A 15,618-nucleotide genomic window follows, 5' to 3' on the forward strand; every position below is an offset into this window, starting at 1 on the left:
GTTCGGCTTGCTGCGCAAGTTGTTCCTTGGCATACTTTCAACTTCCTCGGGCTCTGCTCGATCAATTTCGAGACGGGCCATCCGGAGTATGAGGGTTGCCGTGGTTAGGCCAAGGCGTTCGGCCTCTTGCGCTGCGGTGTCGACCTTCTGGGCCAAGCCTTCACGTTTACCTGGGTATGCCATTCGTAATCCTCACTTAAGGTGCGAGATGAAAAATCCCACATACGTTGCAGAGCTGCAGAACAAGCTCGGAGCTCCATCGAGCGAAACACTGGAAAGCCTGCGACTGTTGAAGGCTTTCCTTCGACTTGCGCCCGACCAGCGTTCCGAGGTCATCGAGCTGGTCGAACGTTTGGCGGTTGAGCCGCCGCGCGATCCCTCACTGTCCTGAGGTGTTCGCGTTTTTCCTGGATGTCAGTTGTTCATTGGCCTGGCGGGCGGCTGTGTCGCGATCACATAGATTGCACCACCCTCGAGCGCTTCGGATTGATGCCGGGTGCCGGCAGGCAGCAGGATGGTGTCGCCGGCGCCGACGACCCGCTCACCGCCGTCCCAGATGAAGTTCAACCGGCCGCTGATGATCATCAGGATTTCATCGACCGGATGGGTATGGAAGTGATGCACCTTGCCGGCTGCATCATGCTGCAGCTCGACGGACCCCTGGGCCGGGAGCAGGTTCAGAATCTCCGGATCGATGGCAAATTCGGTCTTCGTGCCCGCGATGATTTGGGTCATGCTGCCTGTTCCTTGTTCGCGATAGCTGGCGTCGTGTTCTGCGCGAGCTTGGCAAAGGGGCAGCCTCCGCTCGCATTGTTGTCGTCGTGCAGGAAGTACTGCAGATATTCGCGGCCATCGGTCGCGCCGTAACGGCCAAGAAGCGGAGAGGGGCTCGCGCTGTCGTACGGGATCAGGCGCTTGCGCACCTCGGCGAACGCGGCAGTCGCGGCCTTTTCCGTCCCGAGGATCTTGTCGAACACCCAGCGCGGCTGGAACGTGAGCATGAAGGCGCTGGATCGACGGCTCTGGCGCATCACGTGGGCCGGCGTCGTGCACACGACGAAAATGGGCTCACCCGCAAACGAGAACTCCCACATCGGGTGGTCGATCTGTTCCGGAATCTCTGATGGCCACGGGTTCTTGTCCAGGCGTGCGAGCTGGTCGAGCGTCAGCCACATCTTGCGATAATAGGCATCGAGCGTCTGCACGGGGCGGGGACGCGTGAACACGATTAACGAGGTGTTGGGGCCGAACGAGCGCGCCTCCGAAACATATTGTGCGAGCTGCTCGCCGAGTACAGCAACGTCATACGGATCGAGGAAAAGATAGCGGAGCTGATCCTGGCGATGTCCGGTCACCCCGAATACGCAAGGGAACGGCCTTGCCTCGCTGCTCATCTGCGCTTCAAACTCGGAGAACATCACGCTCTGCCAGCTGCTGACCGGAAAGTTTGACGTGACTTCGCCTTTTCTCAAGAACAAGCGCTCCATAACACCCCCTACACTCATAACGACACTAACAGGCTATCAACTTGCTTCTCATCAATAACGGCCCGGCAATGCCTGGCAGCGACATGAGAAGCAGAATGACGATCAAGGCGCTGTAGCCGCCGTCACCGATCGCGGCCGTGTTGTGCACGGCGTCGGTTCCGGAGGCGTTGCTGGCGGCAAGCATCGCAAAGCCGATGATCGGCTGCGAGACGCCGGCGAAGATCCCGGCAGCGGTGGTGTTCACAGAAGCGCCGACACCGATCAGTTCGGAGGTGTAGAGCTTCTTCACGCATTTCAGCACCAGCGGGACGGTGCCGCCGGCGACGAGCCCCAAGGCCGTGAACACGACGGTGACGTAGGCGAGACCAAATGTCCGGGCGACCTGCGGCAGCAGCATCGCGATCAGCAGCATGCGCAATACGCAAATGCCGATCAATGCGCGGTCGAGCGCCGCCGCGGCACGATCGGCAGCGTGACCGAGGAAGATCGAGCCGAGCGCATTGCCGATCATGAAGGCGAGCAGCGGCGTTCCGGCAGCGGTCGGGGAGATATGGAAGAAGTGGGCGACCATCGGAATGCCCCAGACGCCCGACAGCGTCGTCACAACTGCGAAGTGCGACGCAAACGTCATCGCGCAGCCCCAGTTCGCAATATGGGCCAGCGATTGCCGCGCAGCGATCACGACGCCCTTCAGCGTCTTGTTGCTATGCGATGCCGGATCAGGCTTGAGCGCGAGCTTGGCGAAGGCGAGGTTGGCGAGACCAATGCAGGCGATGAACAGGAAGCAGGCCCGCCAGCCGAACCCCGAGACGGCGGCTGCCAGCGGCGTGGTCGCAATCACGCCTCCGACATAGCCGGAGACCTGCGAGATGCCCGACATCATGCCGAACCGCTCGTCAGCGAAGCTTTGTGCCACGAGCTTGAGGAGTGCCGTGAAGACCAACGCATCGCCGCAGGCGACAATCAGGCGCGCAGCAAAAACGTCGAGCAGGTTAGGCGCCAGCGCGAACGCTGCGCTGCCGAGCGACGAGGCGATCATGCTGAGAAGGACGACGCGCTTGACGCCGTAACGATCGACCAGCAGGCCGGCCGGAATCTGCATCAAGGTGTAGCCCCAGAAATAGCTCGAGGCGAGCATTGCAACACCGGCCGCATCGGTGTTGAAGTCGTGCATGAAACTGAGGCTGACAGATTGCGGTGACACCCGCTGCAGGAAAGCAATGGCGTAGGCGATGGCCACCGCCGTCCAGGCGAGATAGGCGCGGTCGGTGAAGCGCGACGTCGGGGCGTAAACGGCTTGTTGTCCGAGCATCGACATCACACCCTCGCGTAACCCACCGAGAACAGGGCATCTGCTGAATTCGGAATCTTCCGCGACATCGCAGCATCGACCAGCGACGCGGTGCCACGATAGGCCTGCCGATGGTGTTTAATGTGGCCGTAAGCGCCACGCATGATCATGTCGGGCAGCTCGAGCGGCTTGCCCGGATAGAGTGAGGTGCACATCTCGACACAGGCCGCCTGCAACGCCGGGTCCTGCGCATCATCGAGCAATGATGGAGAAACTTTTTCGCAAATTTTAGCGTTCGCTGCCCAGACGATCGGATTGCGGGTTCGCCAGCCGTAGAGCACGTTGCCGTTGGCCCTCTCGGCGGCGCCGGAGCATTTCAGAACTTCCGCCGTAAAGAAGCCGTAGAGGCCGCGGCCCTGATGCGCAGGGAATACTTCTGTCCCGCTGCGATAGATTCCAAGTCCGGCCGACATCTGCAGGATGCGGTAGACCGAGAAGGCCACGAGGCCGGAGCCGTCATAGACCAGGATCAGGCTGTACTTCTGGTCGAAGGGTGAGGAGGTTGCCGTCCAATGCGGCTCGGCGGCCTGCCAGTTGACAGCAATGATGCCGTTCATGGCGTCCATCAGCGGCTGGCGGTCGCAGGCTTCGATCCGGGAGGCATCGGGTAGACTGTAGATCGCGTAATCCGCCCAAGGCGATTTGATCGCCTCGTATCCGCTGCCCAGATTTCGCGACATGGCAGAACTCCAGAATTCCATTGCAAGCTATACAGGGCAGCCTCGAATGGCTTAAAGGACAATATGCCCTCGAAAACTGCCAAGCCGCCCCGGCCCGAGCCGCGCGACAAGAAAGCGACGCGGCGGATCGCGATCGTTGCCTTTCCGGGCGTGACCTTGCTTGACATCTCAGGGCCGGCTCAGGTGTTCGCGGAGCTGGAGGCGATCGAACTGCCCGGGCCGGACTATTCGCTATCCTATCTGTCGACTTCAGGCGGCTTGGTGCCGACCGATGTCGGTATGATGATCGACACGGCGCCGATCGCCAGAGTTGCGCCCGCCGAGGTCGACACGCTGGTGATCCCCGGAGGACCCGGCATCTGGAAGATCCGCAACGACGCCGAGTTGATGAACTGGATTGCGGAGGCGCTGCCGAAGGCGCGCCGTATCGCATCAGTCTGCCTCGGCGCATTTGCGTTGGCCTGGACCGGGATTCTGGACGGCAAGCGTGCTGCAACGCACTGGCGCTATTGTCCGCGTTTGCAGGACAGCTTTCCCGAGATCCGCGTCGAGCCCAATGCGATTTTCGTCAAGGACGGACATGTCTGGTCGTCGGCGGGTGTCAGCGCCGGCATCGATCTGGCGCTCGCGATGATCGAGGAGGATTTCGGCCACACCATCGCGCTCGATGTCGCGCGCAGACTTGTGGTGTTTCTGAAGCGGCCGGGCGGTCAGAGTCAGTTCTCGACCGTCCTTGCGGCCCAGGCGTCGGACGTCGAGGGACGCTTCAGCGCGCTGCATGCCTGGATCATCGAGAACATCACGAGCGACCTCAAGGTCGAGACCCTCGCGGAAAAGGCCGGGATGACGCCGCGCACCTTTGCCCGGACCTATGTCAACCGCACCGGCATGACACCTGCTAGCGGTGTCGAGGCGCTGCGCGTTGAGACCGCGCGCTTGCTGCTCGAAAGCCGCCAGATCGGCGGCGTGGTCGAGGTTGCCAAGCGCGCGGGATTTGGCGACGACGAACGAATGCGGCGGGCCTTCCTGCGCCACCTCGGCGTGTCGCCGACCGAGTACCGAAACCGGTTCTCGGGCAGCTAGCGCGTGTCGGACGGCTCAGTTCGGAGGCGGCCGCTTCGCGTCGAAACCCGATCCATCTCACAAGCGAATAGCTGGCCTTCGCTGGCCGGTTTCGTGGGTCAAGGTGGTAGCTTTTCCAGTTTGTCTGCGGCTAATGTGCCGGCCAAATCGGGAGAAGAAACGACCATGAATGACGGGACCCCCATTCAGCAGGCGCGCAACGTCGAACTCGGTGCCAGCGGCGAGGAATTCCAGAACCTGCACGAATTCGCGCAGAAGGCCCGCGCCAGGCTGAACCAGAACGCCTGGGACTATATCGTCGGCGCCTCGGAAACCGAGACCACGATGCGCCGCAACAGAATGGCGCTCGACGAGATCGCGTTCCGGCCGCGCGTGCTGCGCAACGTCATCAATGTGGATCCATCCACCGAGGTCTTCGGCCGCAAGCTCCGGCTTCCCGTGATGATCGCCCCGGTCGGCGCACTCGAGATCTTCGATCCGGACGCCGGCGCAGCCGTCGCGCGCGGAGCGGGAACGTTCGGCGCGGCGCATATGCTGAGCTCGGTGTCGGAGCCGGGGCTGGAGAATACCGCCAAGTCGGCGCCCGACGCCTTGCGCATCTTCCAGCTCTATGTGCGCGGCGACGATGCGTTCGTCGAGGATGTGGTCAGCCGGTCCATCGACAACGGCTACGCCGCGTTCTGCCTCACCGTGGACACTGCCCACTACAGCCGGCGTGAGCGCGATATCGCCAAGCGCTATGTCCGCGAAAGCCGCATCCGCGCCACCGGCGGCGATTTCCAGAAGGGGCTGGAATGGCGGACGGTGAAGTTGATCAAGGACAAGTTCAAGATCCCGCTCATCCTGAAGGGGATCGCCACCGCGGAAGACGCCAGGATCGCCCTCGATCACGGCGTCGACTGGATCTATGTCTCAAATCACGGCGGACGGCAGCTCGACCACGGCCGCGGGTCCATGCACGTCCTGCCCGAGATCGTTCAGGCCGTCGCGGGCCGAGCCAAGATCATGGTCGATGGCTCGATCTGCCGTGGCACTGACATCGTCAAGGCCATCGTCTCGGGGGCCGACCTTGTCGGGATCGGCCGTCTGCAATGCTGGGCGCTCGCTGCGGCCGGCGAGGCCGGCATCGTCCGGATGCTGGAATTGCTGGAGGACGAGGTGATCCGCTGCCTCGGTCTGCTCGGCGTCACCAGCTTCGCTGAACTGGACAAGTCCTATCTGCATCCGGCGACGCCGACCAATCTGCCGAGCGTGTTCAGCGCATTCCCGCTGCTCGATATCGACCCCTACCGCTACTGAGCCGCGCCGCTGCGAAGACATGTGGAGTGATGACGCGATCGGGGCGCCGGGCACCTCGATCGCGCCGGCTCGCCGTCAATCAGTGGTGTCCATGAAGCCGCCGCGGCAAAGACAAAGTCTGATCCAAATGCCGCACTAGTCGAAGCGAATGGCAAACAATCCATTCGCTGAATTTTCACTTGAGCGCGCGATCGCCTTGCGCTGGACACTCCGCGATATCCAGGCCGGCCGGCTCAAACTGTCGCCGGTCAGCGACGAGGATCTGGGCGTCCTCATCGAACTTGGTCTGGTCGAACTGTATGACGACCAGCCCGAGCTGACGGAGGCGGGGGCCGCGGTGCTGAACGACTGAACGGGCCGATAGCCTAGCGCGCGTTCAGGAAGCTTTCGCCGGAATTGCACGGCGCACACTGATAGGTCAGCACGTCGTAGACTTGGTCGCGCGGCTCGATCAAGGCGAGCCGCATTTGCGTGCCGCACTTCATGCACGGCATCTCTATGCTGGTCTTGAAGCGGGTGCAGGTCGGTGTTGGACGAACGGCGCGCAGCATCGGATCCCCTTATTCCCCACAAGAGACGCGAACGCGACCAACGACGAGGCCGAATCACTATGCCACAGTGCTGACATGATTGGAATCGGCCTGCGGTGCAGCGCAGTCGCTGCTAGGTAAATTTTCCTTGGCTGCAACAAGTGGGCCTCTCAAGGCTTGGCGATACGGCGCTGACGCCGTCACAATCTATGCTAACCTCGGCAGACGCTTTTTTCAGGGGGCGCGATCATGATTGAGCCGAAGCTTGAAGTTCCCGCCGAGTTGCGCGATCTGGCGGAAAAGACCATTGACCAGGCCGAGCAGGCCTTCAGCCTGTTCTTTGATGCCGCGAGCAAGTCGATGACGGCGATGCCGGGCACCGGGACCGAGATTTCCAAGCAGGCGCTGTCGTTCACCGAGCAGAACATGAAGGCGGCGTTCGAGCATGCGCGCAAGCTCGTGCACGCGACCGATCTGCAGGAGGCGATGCGGATCCAGTCGGAATTTCTGCGCAGCCAGTTCACCAATGCCGGCGAACATATGCGCCAGATCAGCGGAAGCGTGATGTCAGCCACCAAGGACGCCACCAAGGGCAAGTTCTAGGGCAGGCGGCCTTCGCGGCGGGGCGGCCACTAGCGCCGGCGTGCGACCGCGACGCCGAGCAGAAACGCGACGAACAGGCTTGCGAGCGGCGCTTCGCGCGTGACCGCGCTCACGGTGGCGAGGACGCCGCCCGGCCGGCGCGAGGTTGCGATCGCGTCGCTGAGGCGATCGGCCGCCGCTCGAAGTCCGTCCGACACTTCCGTGATGGTACGCGAAACGTCCGTCGCGGTGTCGATCGCCCGATCACCGAGTGTGGGCTGAAGCGGAGACTCGGGTGTTTCAGAGCTCATCTGCCGTGCCGCGATTTCAATAACGGTGGGGTGGCCGTTACCCAAGCTATCCGCGCGTGCGCGTGGCGACGTCCACATATCGGGGAAATTCAGCAGCTGCGGATTGGTTCCAGCAACATGCCTCGCTTTCACATCGCGGAACCGGAAACTTACACGCCGGTTGCGGCTTGTTTCCGTGGAGGAGACGATGATGACAATGCAGGCCTATGGCATATCGGATGGTCGTTCGGTCAAGCATCGAAATCGGCACGGCGGAACGCCGCTGTTGATCGCGGCCCTGGTTGCGATCCTCGGCGTGCTGGGCATGCTGATGGTCGACCACGGTCCGTGGAGCAAGCCGAAGGTGCAGCCGGCCGCTTCCGCCAACCACTCAACGACGGGCGAGGCGGCACGCGCGGCGGGCGCAAAGGTGATGCCGACCGAGCCCAAGACACCGATTGAGCCTGATCCACCCGGCCCAAAGCCCGCTCAGCCGGCAAATCCGAGTACACCGCAATAGATGCGGGGCGTTCTTGAGGGTTGCATCCGACGCAAAGTGCAGGAATTGACTCGTCGGGCAAATCAGCGGCACAAAGCTATAGTCGAAATACTGCGGGACGATCAGCGAACGCTGACGAGCATGCCCCACGCCGCGGCGAACCCGGCACCGACGAGAACCAGCACCGGACTGTCGCAGAAGATACCGCCATACTGGCACATGGTGGCACCGATCGAGCCGATCTCATGATGGCCCGCTGCATAGAACAGGCCGGACAGGACCGCGAGCACGGCAGCAACGAAATACATCGGCGCTTCCTCCTTGCAATCTAACTGCGGCGCGGGTCGACCGACGCGAGCCAAAAACTGTCCTGATGTTGATCCAACTGTCGTGAGCGCTTGTCCGCTTGACGCGTCGGGCAACTCAGCGGCACACTGACATCATCGCAACAAGCATACGGCTGATCGGCGCCGGCTCGTGTTGCGATTCCGGATCATGCGCAGAGTTTCGGTCAAAGCGGTTTCCCGTCGTCGAAGCCGACGCATCACATTTTACCGATCGCATTTAGTTCGCAAAAACGTTTGACACGTCGGGCAACTCAGGGGCATAATCCGAAAATCAGAAATTGTTGAGCCCGCGCGGAGCAATCCACGGCGGGCTTTTTCTTTGCCGTTTCACCAATCGGACGGCGGCCGCAACGTCACGACGCCACATCCTCCCAGCCCGTCGCCTGAGCGTCGCAAGCGAGCCGCCGTCCGAACCCATTGAAACGAGCACAAAATTGGCCGGTGCGCGCGAACGCGCCGGTCCTGCGGCGCGGCGAAAGCCGGCGCCGCCCGCGGCCCCACGCGTCAGGGATAAGGTTCGCGCCCCAAAGATCGCCGCCCGCTGCGCGATCTGCCGCACATTCCATTCGATGGCCACATCGCGCGCGGACGGCCGATCAACGAGGTTCGCATGACTGCTTATTTGATGTCGCTCGCACTCGCGGGCCTGATCGCCATTGCGTTGTCGGAGTTTACATGAGCGCAGAGATCATACAGTTCATTCCCCGTCCGCGTCACGAAGGCGAGCGAACGGATTTTCCCACGATCGCATTTCGCTCGGCGTTGCCCGATCCTGATACGCATGATGTCGATACGGCTCCGAGCGAATATCTCCCGTCCGATTGGGAGGAGAAATAGCTTGGCAAAGACGATCACGCAGATCCGCTCACTTGCGCGGAGCCATACACGAAGCGCACTCAACGCACTGGTCGGCGTGATGCGATCGACCAGCGCAACTCCGGCTGCCCGCGTCTCGGCTGCCAACGCCATCCTCGATCGCGGCTGGGGCAAAGCGCCGCAGGCGATCGAGAACGGAGACGGAGCGCTCGAACTTGTGCACCGCATCGAGCGGATCATCGTTGAGCCCGAGGAGGTTGAGGGCGAAAATCCCTGAGAGCCGCGCCCGCGGTTCATCCAGCCCAACGGATCACTTGAGTTGTTTCGTTGAACGTCTTTCCGAAACGTTCAATCACGTCATCGAGAACCCGGACCGCCATCGTGGCCACTCGCCGCATCGTGTGCCCGGTACTGCGGGAGTGCTCTTACCCGCGTGCTAGCCGGTATGATATCAATCATGCGTGTCCAGGCAGAGCGCGCCATGGCGAGGGGGCCAATGTGGATTGTCCAAGATTTTGTTGCGATGTTCCTCTATTTCGTCGTTGACGTGATTGGATGCACTGTGGCGCGGCTCATTTTGCCAGTGGTCTCGTTGGGACGCATTCGGGTAGCCGCCTATAGTTATGACGAAGGGGAGTATGGTTGGCTGGGCGGCCGGCCGGACAGCTTTGGGCGGCTGGAGCTAGGGGCGGGTGTCGCCAGCGGGATCGGCCTTGTCATCTGCGCGCTCTATCTGGCAGCGGTTTTATGGTTCGTGGGGTGATGTATGTTGGTCGCCATGGCCGAGAGGCATCTTCGAACTCTCCGGGCGGTGAGTATGACAATGCTCCTCTCGACCTTTGAATCGATCTGGTGGTAAATGGCTGCCAAGGGGGAGGCAACGGTGCGAAATTTCGTTCTCTTGTTTGCAAGTCTCGTCGTTCTTGTCGATGCGCCCTTGCTGGCGAGTGCCGAGCAATCTTCTGAACAAACAGGTGCGCCCGCGTCGAGAGTCAAAACCTGCAACGAGTCGTTTTCACGCGACGCTACAGCGGAATTCAATGCATGGTGTGTGGCGTTGGCGGGGCCGCTGGCCGCAATGCGAGGCAACACTCTCGTTCTTCGCATGGATAACGGCAGTCGCAAAATATTCGATAACAAGAACGGATTCGGAAGGAGTGAAGGAGGATTTGGTTACGGCCTTGCCGACTTCTATCCATCGACACGCATTTTCGTCGTTTGTGACCATGGAGCGGACGGTGGTCAATGCATGGCTATCGAGGGAAGGACAGGTCGCGAGCTCGATTTCGGAAATGTGTTTCCTCAATTTTCCCCGGACGGGAATTTAGTGCTCACCGAGGAAGGCGGCGAGGACGAGACAACCTTTGAGATTCTCGACGTTCGAGGCAAAAAGCAGCGTCCAGTTTGGACATCGAAAGAGAGCAAGACTCCCTTACCTGCAAAAGCGACCTTCGTTGCGTGGATCGATGACAAGACGATCAAGCTTGAGAGCCCCGACAAGAAGCCCGTGGTTTTGACCCAAGGTTCGGACGGAACGTGGAGCGTCAACGCTGCGCCAGTCAAATGATCGAAGGTCCGCTTCTGACTTATATACCAAAGTCTCCTTGGCCGCTGCAGGGTCGACTCAGTGGAGATGAGCGGGCGCTGACCGATCTGGCAGCCATTTGCGGCTTTTGACCCAACGTAGACTTCAAAAACTCTGCACAGGAATGCTGAAATCGTGCGCGGCGCGCGGCGATTAGCAATCTGACCGACTGGTTTGCCGGCCTGACCAGAGCGCGCCCTCGTCAATGACAGTTCAAGCCCGATGATCGCCGCTCGCCACCAGGCGGGCGTGCGAGTCGTTTTGCCTTACCGAGAGCCGCCTTGTCGATCCTGAAAATTCCAACCGCAAAAGTGTTCGAGCCGCTGCTTCGGCCGGCGCGATACAAGGGCGCATTTGGCGGCCGGGGGTCGGGAAAATGCGTGATCTGGGACAAGGTTCTCGGCCTTGGGACGACGCCGCAACTCGCTGGAGACGTGAGCACCTGGGCCGGCATGATCATGGGCTTCTACTTCGGAAAGCGTACGTTTGAGAATGTCGCCCACATCATACGACGGTGATCCGATGCGTGAAGCCGATGTCAAAGCAATCGTGATGGAAACGCTGATCGAGCAAGATCGGGTGCGCAGAAGCGACATCGATGCCGTTGTGGTCAAGACCATTGCGACAGTCTTGACTTCATTTGGATTTGAGGAGGGGGACCGACGAGAATTGCGCGCGGACTTTCAGCACCTCCGGCGATGGCGAAAGAGCGTGGAGCAGGCGCAAAGCTATACTTTCAAGGCGGTGATCACCGTGATCGCTACTGGCTTTCTCGGCGCCGTTTGGTTGGGGATCAAAGCCACGCTCGGAAAGTAATTCGTGTTGCAGCTGGAGTGGGTGCGTCTCTCTCCAGACTGGAGCGCCAAGTACCCTGGCGGACAACAGAATCTCGAGGTGCGAACAATGTACAGGATACGCGAGGTTGATCCGCAGGACGAAGAGGTCGCGGATGCGCTCGCCGAGCTTCATCGGCTGACCTTCTGCGATGGGACTCGTGTGCCCGACTTCGAGCAGGGGTATTGGTGGATTGCTTTCCGTGGGCTGAAACCGATTGCATTCGCGGGCGTCGTTCCGTCAACCCATGTTGCCAACGCCGGATATCTATGCCGCGTTGGCGTCGTGATGACGCACTGCGGTCATGGCCTGCAAGTGCGGCTCACTCGCGCGCTGGAAGCGCGAGCGCGGCGGTCCGGCTGGAAAGCGATCGTCTCGGATACGACGGACAATCATTTTTCGGCCAATAACTTCATCCGGCAGGGGTATCGGCTCTTCGAACCGGCCTCGCCCTGGGCATGGCAGCACACGCTGTATTGGCGGAAGGAGCTCGTCTAGATCCTGCGAGGTGGATGTGACCATTGCCGACAGTTCGACGACGTAGAGCGCCCGGTGGTCGATTGGCCGCCGGGCTTCTTGGCGTATCTGGTTCATAGGCCGCACCCTTCGGCAAGCCACCGTCGTTGGCCGGTGCTTGGCCGCGCGTCGAATCCTGGGCGGGAGAATGCTAGAGTGCCGCGTCCCGCGCGGACGAACATGGCTGAGAGCGTTCCCGTCACCGGACGCCCGGTGGCGGCAGTTGAGAGTTCTGCGCCTTGAATTTCGCCGGACGCAGGCTTGCGCGTCTTGATCTCTGGTGATCGCTCGATAAACTGAGCCGAACGACCTGATCGCGCGAATGTTCCGGAGATCGAACGAAGGAAGAGACCATGGTTGAGGTTGGCCGCGGGCTCGACACTGAGCTGCCGCCAGGGTCAGATCGGGATCATTATTCGCTCATGGTCGCACGAGCCCGAGCGCTGGCACCGGCTCTGCGTGAACGGGCTGCGCAGACCGAGGAGCTGCGCCGTTTGCCGCCCGAGACCGAGCGGGATCTACACGATAGTGGCCTTTTCCGGGTTCTGCAGCCCAAGCGCGTCGGAGGCAGTGAGCTCGACTATGTTGCGTTGGTCGATTGCGCCGACGCCCTGGGGCAGGGCGACGCCTCGGTTTCTTGGAATTTTGCCAATCTTGCGAGCCACCACTGGATGCTGGGTATGTTCGCGCCCGAGGCGCAGAGCGCCGTGTGGGGTGAGAATCCCGATACGCTGATCGCGTCTTCCTTTGTTTTCCCGGCCGGACGGGCCAGGAAGACAAGTGGCGGTTATTTGCTGAGCGGTCATTGGCCGTTCTCGTCCGGGGTGGAAGCGTGCGGGTGGAACATGCTCGCGAGCGTGGTTGCCTCGGATGATGAGGCCGATGGCGTCGAGTATCGGCTCTTCCTGTTGAACAGACGCGACTACAGCATCGACGACACCTGGAACGCGGCAGGTCTGCGCGGAACGGGATCGAACGATGTGCGAGTAACTGACGCATTCGTTCCCGAGCACATGACGGTCGCCGTCAGCGATCTTGCGGGTGGCGCAACGCCAGGCAGCGTCGTCAATCCGAACGCGCTCTACATGCTCCCGGTTTTCTCGTTGTTCCCCTATGTGCTGTCTGGGGTTGGTCTGGGAAATGCCCAGGCTTGTCTTGATGATTACGTCGAGATCGCGCGACACCGTGCCTCGACATATAATCGGGCCAAGCTTGGCGACCTGCAGAGTACACAGATCAAGATCGCCGAGGCGTCTGCGAAGATAGATGCCGCACGGCTGATCATGCGCACGAATTGCGTTGACGCGCTTGCAGAGATTCGGCGTGGTGATATCCCCAGCATTGCGGCGAAGACGAAGCTCCGGCGCGATGGCGCGTTCGCGGTCAATCTGTGCACCGAAGCCGTTTCTCTTCTGTTTGCAGCGAGTGGGGCGCGCAGCCTGTTCACCTCGGGAGCACTGCAGCGCCAATTTCGCGATGCGCATGCAGTGAACGCACATCTCGCCTTCAATTTCGACGCGGCGGGCACCAATTACGGGCGGGTGGCTCTTGGGCTGCCGTCTGAAAACCTGACGCTTTGAGGCTGGGATGTCCGACCCACCCAAACATCCGCCGGACCCGGCCAGTGAACTCGCAAGCGACAGCTCGACGATCGATCCCCGCGACTTCCGCAATGCCCTCGGTATGTTTGCGACTGGTGTGACGATCGTCACCGCGATGTCGGCCGAAGGACATCCGTACGGAATCACTTGCAATTCCTTTGCGTCGGTGTCGCTCAACCCTCCACTCGTGTTGTGGAGCCTGGGGATGTTTTCGCAGGGACTGCCGATCTTCCAGAATGCCAGTCATTTCGCGGTCAACGTTCTAGACGCGTCGCAGCAGACGCTGGCGATAAAGTTTGCCAGATCATCGGGTGACAAATTCGCCGGTGTGAGTTGGTCACCAGGCCTCGGGAACGCCCCCGTGCTTGCCGGCGTGGTCGCAAGTTTCCAATGCCGGGCTGCCGACCGGTACTACGGCGGCGATCACGTCATTTTCCTTGGGGCGGTGGAGGCCTACGCCTATAACCGGAACAATCCCCTGCTGTTCGCGCAGGGAGGTTTTGGCCGGTTCCTGGCCGACGATGACGGCAACGCATCATGAATCGAAAGGCGCCCGTCAAGCGAACTCGTGCCAAGCAGAGGCGGCTGTCGGCCGACGACCGTCGCAGTGAATTCGTCAGCAAGGCGACAGAGCTTTTTGCGGAGGAGGGATTTGGCGGCGGCACGCGTGCCCTCGCTCGCAGGCTCGGCGTGACGCAACCGTTGCTTTATCGCTACTTTCCGAGCAAGGACGATCTCATCAAGGAGGTCTACCGCAAGGTCTATCTCGAGCCCCTTGAGATCGGCTGGGAAAAGTTGCTCTCCGACCGGTCGCGGCCACTCCGCGTGCGGCTTCAGGAATTTTACGAAGGCTACACGGACGCAATCTTCAACCGAAAATGGCTGCGGATCTATCTCTACTCTGGACTGAAGGGCCTCGATATCAATCGTTGGTATGTTGGCATGGTCAAGGACAAGATCCTGACACGCATTGTCAGGGAATGTCGCCACGACGCCGGCCTCGCCATGCAGAGCAGGCCCAGCGCGGCCGAACTGGAGCTGGCCTGGGTGTTTCACGGCGGCATCTTCTATTACGGTGTACGCAAGTACATCTACGAAGCGCCCGTCCTGGAGGACAAGGCGCAGATGATCAGTGATGCGCTGGATCTCTTTCTGGCGGGATTTGAGAGGATGGCGGAGAGCGCGACCGATCGTCGGTGAGTATCGATCAAGGTCGTCGGCTGAGCCGGATTACCTTGCCGCCATCTGGCCCCGATACCAATCTCCAATCTCGCTCGCCGTCATGAGCGCGACGCCGTCATGGCCGATCACATAATCGAGCAGGGCCTCCAGATACTTGATTCGATGTGGGACCCCCGTGATGTAAGGATGCACCGAAATTGCCATGACCCGCGCGTTCTCTGCGCCTTCGAGATACAGCCGATCGAACTGGTCGGTACAGCGCGTCAGGAACTGTTCCGAGGGCAGGTGCTGTAGCGCGTGAATGACAATGTCGTTGGTCTCGACGGAATAGGGAATCGTCGTCACAGTTCCGTGCGGTGTCGCGATGTCCTGAGGAAGATCGTCGATCACCCAATCGGCCACGTATTCGATCCCGTTGAGGCGCAGGAGATCGAGTGTTTCTTCGGTCTCGGTCAGGCCCGGGCTTTCCCATGACCGCGGCGGCTTGCCGACAAAGGCGGCGATCGTGTCGACAGCACGCTTGATCGCATCCGCCTGGTTCTCGACCTTGTGCATTGGGCCCTGCACGAACCCATGGCCCATGAATTCGAAACCCGCCTCGCGCGCCGCCGACGCGACGCGCGGATAGCTGTTGCAGACGTTGGCATTCGCGGCCAGCGTCACCGGTATCTTTCGATCGGTGAGGGCTTTGAATTGCCGCCAGAAGCCGGCGCGCATGCCGTATTCATGCCACGACCAGTTCGGCACGTCAGGCAGCAGCGGCTGGCCCATCGGCGGGCTCAGCACGGTGCGCGGCATCGCATTTTCGATACGCCATTCCTCGACATTGAGGACGACCCAGACAGCAAGCTTCTTGCCATCAGGCAACGTCAGTTTCGGTCGGTCGATCTGAGCCTGGTACGGAATGCGATCAGTGAAAGCCACGTCGAAACTCCC

The 15,618-nt window shown here is 61.0% G+C and carries 24 protein-coding genes; 16 read left to right on the forward strand and 8 right to left on the reverse strand.

What is annotated here, in order from left to right; translation table 11 throughout:
* The first annotated feature begins 208 nt into the window (after positions 1-208).
* On the forward strand, positions 209-391 hold the full coding sequence (locus tag AAFG07_RS14480) for a hypothetical protein (RefSeq protein WP_092115610.1): 183 nt from the start codon (positions 209-211) through the stop codon (positions 389-391).
* Positions 392-414: 23 nt separating this feature from the next.
* Here AAFG07_RS14480 and AAFG07_RS14485 read toward each other — a convergent pair whose 3' ends face one another.
* From AAFG07_RS14485 to AAFG07_RS14500, 4 genes are read right to left on the reverse strand one after another with little or no spacing between them, the layout of a single operon-like run.
* On the reverse strand, positions 415-735 hold the full coding sequence (locus AAFG07_RS14485) for a cupin domain-containing protein (protein WP_092115609.1): 321 nt from the start codon (positions 733-735) through the stop codon (positions 415-417).
* The gene (locus tag AAFG07_RS14490; RefSeq protein ID WP_342727863.1) at positions 732-1,487 is read right to left on the reverse strand and encodes a YqcI/YcgG family protein; all 756 of its coding nucleotides are present in this window, start codon (positions 1,485-1,487) and stop codon (positions 732-734) included. The genes AAFG07_RS14485 and AAFG07_RS14490 overlap by 4 nt, the downstream gene beginning before the upstream one ends.
* A gap of 25 nt (positions 1,488-1,512) precedes the next feature.
* Positions 1,513-2,805 carry an MFS transporter gene (locus AAFG07_RS14495; RefSeq protein WP_342727864.1) on the reverse strand — a complete coding sequence of 431 codons (1,293 nt, stop codon included), beginning with the start codon at positions 2,803-2,805 and terminating at the stop codon, positions 1,513-1,515.
* Complete coding sequence (locus tag AAFG07_RS14500; RefSeq protein ID WP_342727865.1) at positions 2,805-3,539, reverse strand: hypothetical protein; 735 nt, start codon at positions 3,537-3,539, stop codon at positions 2,805-2,807. The genes AAFG07_RS14495 and AAFG07_RS14500 overlap by 1 nt, the downstream gene beginning before the upstream one ends.
* A gap of 42 nt (positions 3,540-3,581) precedes the next feature.
* On the opposite strand from AAFG07_RS14500, the gene AAFG07_RS14505 reads away from it, so the two are divergent.
* From AAFG07_RS14505 to AAFG07_RS14515, 3 genes are all read left to right on the forward strand, one after another.
* A complete protein-coding gene (locus AAFG07_RS14505) occupies positions 3,582-4,601 on the forward strand; it encodes a DJ-1/PfpI family protein (RefSeq protein WP_342727866.1) in 1,020 nt (339 codons plus the stop codon).
* 165 nt (positions 4,602-4,766) lie between these two features.
* Positions 4,767-5,900 carry an alpha-hydroxy acid oxidase gene (locus AAFG07_RS14510; RefSeq protein WP_342727867.1) on the forward strand — a complete coding sequence of 378 codons (1,134 nt, stop codon included), beginning with the start codon at positions 4,767-4,769 and terminating at the stop codon, positions 5,898-5,900.
* 196 nt (positions 5,901-6,096) lie between these two features.
* Positions 6,097-6,252, forward strand: coding sequence for a hypothetical protein (locus AAFG07_RS14515; RefSeq protein ID WP_342727868.1), 156 nt, complete (start codon positions 6,097-6,099; stop codon positions 6,250-6,252).
* A 13-nt stretch (positions 6,253-6,265) separates the two neighbouring features.
* Here the strand turns inward: AAFG07_RS14515 and AAFG07_RS14520 are convergent, their stop codons facing one another.
* The gene (locus AAFG07_RS14520; RefSeq protein WP_050419149.1) at positions 6,266-6,451 is read right to left on the reverse strand and encodes a hypothetical protein; all 186 of its coding nucleotides are present in this window, start codon (positions 6,449-6,451) and stop codon (positions 6,266-6,268) included.
* Between the two features lie 228 nt (positions 6,452-6,679).
* On the opposite strand from AAFG07_RS14520, the gene AAFG07_RS14525 reads away from it, so the two are divergent.
* Positions 6,680-7,033, forward strand: a complete 354-nt coding sequence (locus tag AAFG07_RS14525; RefSeq protein WP_021080362.1) for a phasin — start codon at positions 6,680-6,682, stop codon at positions 7,031-7,033.
* 29 nt (positions 7,034-7,062) lie between these two features.
* On the opposite strand, the gene AAFG07_RS14530 is transcribed toward AAFG07_RS14525, so the two are convergent.
* Positions 7,063-7,323, reverse strand: a complete 261-nt coding sequence (locus tag AAFG07_RS14530) for a hypothetical protein (protein WP_342727869.1) — start codon at positions 7,321-7,323, stop codon at positions 7,063-7,065.
* Positions 7,324-7,519: 196 nt separating this feature from the next.
* On the opposite strand from AAFG07_RS14530, the gene AAFG07_RS14535 reads away from it, so the two are divergent.
* On the forward strand, positions 7,520-7,822 hold the full coding sequence (locus tag AAFG07_RS14535; protein WP_342727870.1) for a hypothetical protein: 303 nt from the start codon (positions 7,520-7,522) through the stop codon (positions 7,820-7,822).
* A gap of 101 nt (positions 7,823-7,923) precedes the next feature.
* Here the strand turns inward: AAFG07_RS14535 and AAFG07_RS14540 are convergent, their stop codons facing one another.
* On the reverse strand, positions 7,924-8,109 hold the full coding sequence (locus tag AAFG07_RS14540) for a hypothetical protein (protein WP_173637755.1): 186 nt from the start codon (positions 8,107-8,109) through the stop codon (positions 7,924-7,926).
* Between the two features lie 714 nt (positions 8,110-8,823).
* Here AAFG07_RS14540 and AAFG07_RS14545 point away from each other — a divergent pair.
* The 10 genes from AAFG07_RS14545 (at position 8,824) to AAFG07_RS14590 (ending at position 14,700) form a co-directional block, all read left to right on the forward strand.
* Positions 8,824-8,985 carry a hypothetical protein gene (locus tag AAFG07_RS14545; protein ID WP_298362999.1) on the forward strand — a complete coding sequence of 54 codons (162 nt, stop codon included), beginning with the start codon at positions 8,824-8,826 and terminating at the stop codon, positions 8,983-8,985.
* A 1-nt stretch (position 8,986) separates the two neighbouring features.
* On the forward strand, positions 8,987-9,241 hold the full coding sequence (locus AAFG07_RS14550) for a hypothetical protein (RefSeq protein WP_342727871.1): 255 nt from the start codon (positions 8,987-8,989) through the stop codon (positions 9,239-9,241).
* A gap of 219 nt (positions 9,242-9,460) precedes the next feature.
* Positions 9,461-9,727, forward strand: a complete 267-nt coding sequence (locus AAFG07_RS14555) for a hypothetical protein (protein ID WP_342727872.1) — start codon at positions 9,461-9,463, stop codon at positions 9,725-9,727.
* Between the two features lie 96 nt (positions 9,728-9,823).
* A complete protein-coding gene (locus tag AAFG07_RS14560; protein ID WP_342727874.1) occupies positions 9,824-10,531 on the forward strand; it encodes a hypothetical protein in 708 nt (235 codons plus the stop codon).
* Between the two features lie 299 nt (positions 10,532-10,830).
* Positions 10,831-11,067: a hypothetical protein gene (locus AAFG07_RS14565; protein ID WP_342727875.1), complete on the forward strand. Its 237-nt coding sequence runs from the start codon at positions 10,831-10,833 to the stop codon at positions 11,065-11,067.
* Positions 11,068-11,071: 4 nt separating this feature from the next.
* A complete protein-coding gene (locus AAFG07_RS14570; RefSeq protein ID WP_207831445.1) occupies positions 11,072-11,365 on the forward strand; it encodes a hypothetical protein in 294 nt (97 codons plus the stop codon).
* Between the two features lie 87 nt (positions 11,366-11,452).
* Positions 11,453-11,881: a GNAT family N-acetyltransferase gene (locus AAFG07_RS14575; protein WP_342729158.1), complete on the forward strand. Its 429-nt coding sequence runs from the start codon at positions 11,453-11,455 to the stop codon at positions 11,879-11,881.
* Between the two features lie 371 nt (positions 11,882-12,252).
* Positions 12,253-13,479 (forward strand): acyl-CoA dehydrogenase family protein, encoded by a 1,227-nt coding sequence (locus AAFG07_RS14580; protein ID WP_342727876.1) that lies wholly within the window; start codon positions 12,253-12,255, stop codon positions 13,477-13,479.
* A 7-nt stretch (positions 13,480-13,486) separates the two neighbouring features.
* On the forward strand, positions 13,487-14,041 hold the full coding sequence (locus AAFG07_RS14585) for a flavin reductase family protein (protein ID WP_342727877.1): 555 nt from the start codon (positions 13,487-13,489) through the stop codon (positions 14,039-14,041).
* Positions 14,038-14,700 (forward strand): TetR/AcrR family transcriptional regulator, encoded by a 663-nt coding sequence (locus AAFG07_RS14590; RefSeq protein ID WP_342727878.1) that lies wholly within the window; start codon positions 14,038-14,040, stop codon positions 14,698-14,700. Before AAFG07_RS14585 ends, AAFG07_RS14590 begins: the two co-directional genes overlap by 4 nt.
* A gap of 30 nt (positions 14,701-14,730) precedes the next feature.
* Here AAFG07_RS14590 and AAFG07_RS14595 read toward each other — a convergent pair whose 3' ends face one another.
* Positions 14,731-15,606 carry a polysaccharide deacetylase family protein gene (locus AAFG07_RS14595; protein ID WP_342727879.1) on the reverse strand — a complete coding sequence of 292 codons (876 nt, stop codon included), beginning with the start codon at positions 15,604-15,606 and terminating at the stop codon, positions 14,731-14,733.
* Positions 15,607-15,618: the final 12 nt, after the last annotated feature.

This window comes from Bradyrhizobium sp. B097 (assembly GCF_038957035.1).
GTDB lineage: Bacteria > Pseudomonadota > Alphaproteobacteria > Rhizobiales > Xanthobacteraceae > Bradyrhizobium.

Coding starts and splice junctions, on each gene's coding strand:
- AAFG07_RS14545 (WP_298362999.1), top strand. CDS start 8,824: ATGAGCGCAGAGATCATACAGTTCATTCCCCGTCCGCGTCACGAAGGC.
- AAFG07_RS14540 (WP_173637755.1), bottom strand. CDS start 8,109: ATGTATTTCGTTGCTGCCGTGCTCGCGGTCCTGTCCGGCCTGTTCTAT.
- AAFG07_RS14525 (WP_021080362.1), top strand. CDS start 6,680: ATGATTGAGCCGAAGCTTGAAGTTCCCGCCGAGTTGCGCGATCTGGCG.
- AAFG07_RS14490 (WP_342727863.1), bottom strand. CDS start 1,487: ATGGAGCGCTTGTTCTTGAGAAAAGGCGAAGTCACGTCAAACTTTCCG.
- AAFG07_RS14585 (WP_342727877.1), top strand. CDS start 13,487: ATGTCCGACCCACCCAAACATCCGCCGGACCCGGCCAGTGAACTCGCA.
- AAFG07_RS14580 (WP_342727876.1), top strand. CDS start 12,253: ATGGTTGAGGTTGGCCGCGGGCTCGACACTGAGCTGCCGCCAGGGTCA.
- AAFG07_RS14480 (WP_092115610.1), top strand. CDS start 209: ATGAAAAATCCCACATACGTTGCAGAGCTGCAGAACAAGCTCGGAGCT.
- AAFG07_RS14575 (WP_342729158.1), top strand. CDS start 11,453: ATGTACAGGATACGCGAGGTTGATCCGCAGGACGAAGAGGTCGCGGAT.
- AAFG07_RS14535 (WP_342727870.1), top strand. CDS start 7,520: ATGCAGGCCTATGGCATATCGGATGGTCGTTCGGTCAAGCATCGAAAT.
- AAFG07_RS14555 (WP_342727872.1), top strand. CDS start 9,461: ATGTGGATTGTCCAAGATTTTGTTGCGATGTTCCTCTATTTCGTCGTT.
- AAFG07_RS14570 (WP_207831445.1), top strand. CDS start 11,072: ATGCGTGAAGCCGATGTCAAAGCAATCGTGATGGAAACGCTGATCGAG.
- AAFG07_RS14510 (WP_342727867.1), top strand. CDS start 4,767: ATGAATGACGGGACCCCCATTCAGCAGGCGCGCAACGTCGAACTCGGT.
- AAFG07_RS14520 (WP_050419149.1), bottom strand. CDS start 6,451: ATGCTGCGCGCCGTTCGTCCAACACCGACCTGCACCCGCTTCAAGACC.
- AAFG07_RS14530 (WP_342727869.1), bottom strand. CDS start 7,323: ATGAGCTCTGAAACACCCGAGTCTCCGCTTCAGCCCACACTCGGTGAT.
- AAFG07_RS14485 (WP_092115609.1), bottom strand. CDS start 735: ATGACCCAAATCATCGCGGGCACGAAGACCGAATTTGCCATCGATCCG.
- AAFG07_RS14560 (WP_342727874.1), top strand. CDS start 9,824: ATGGCTGCCAAGGGGGAGGCAACGGTGCGAAATTTCGTTCTCTTGTTT.
- AAFG07_RS14500 (WP_342727865.1), bottom strand. CDS start 3,539: ATGGAATTCTGGAGTTCTGCCATGTCGCGAAATCTGGGCAGCGGATAC.
- AAFG07_RS14590 (WP_342727878.1), top strand. CDS start 14,038: ATGAATCGAAAGGCGCCCGTCAAGCGAACTCGTGCCAAGCAGAGGCGG.
- AAFG07_RS14505 (WP_342727866.1), top strand. CDS start 3,582: ATGCCCTCGAAAACTGCCAAGCCGCCCCGGCCCGAGCCGCGCGACAAG.
- AAFG07_RS14495 (WP_342727864.1), bottom strand. CDS start 2,805: ATGTCGATGCTCGGACAACAAGCCGTTTACGCCCCGACGTCGCGCTTC.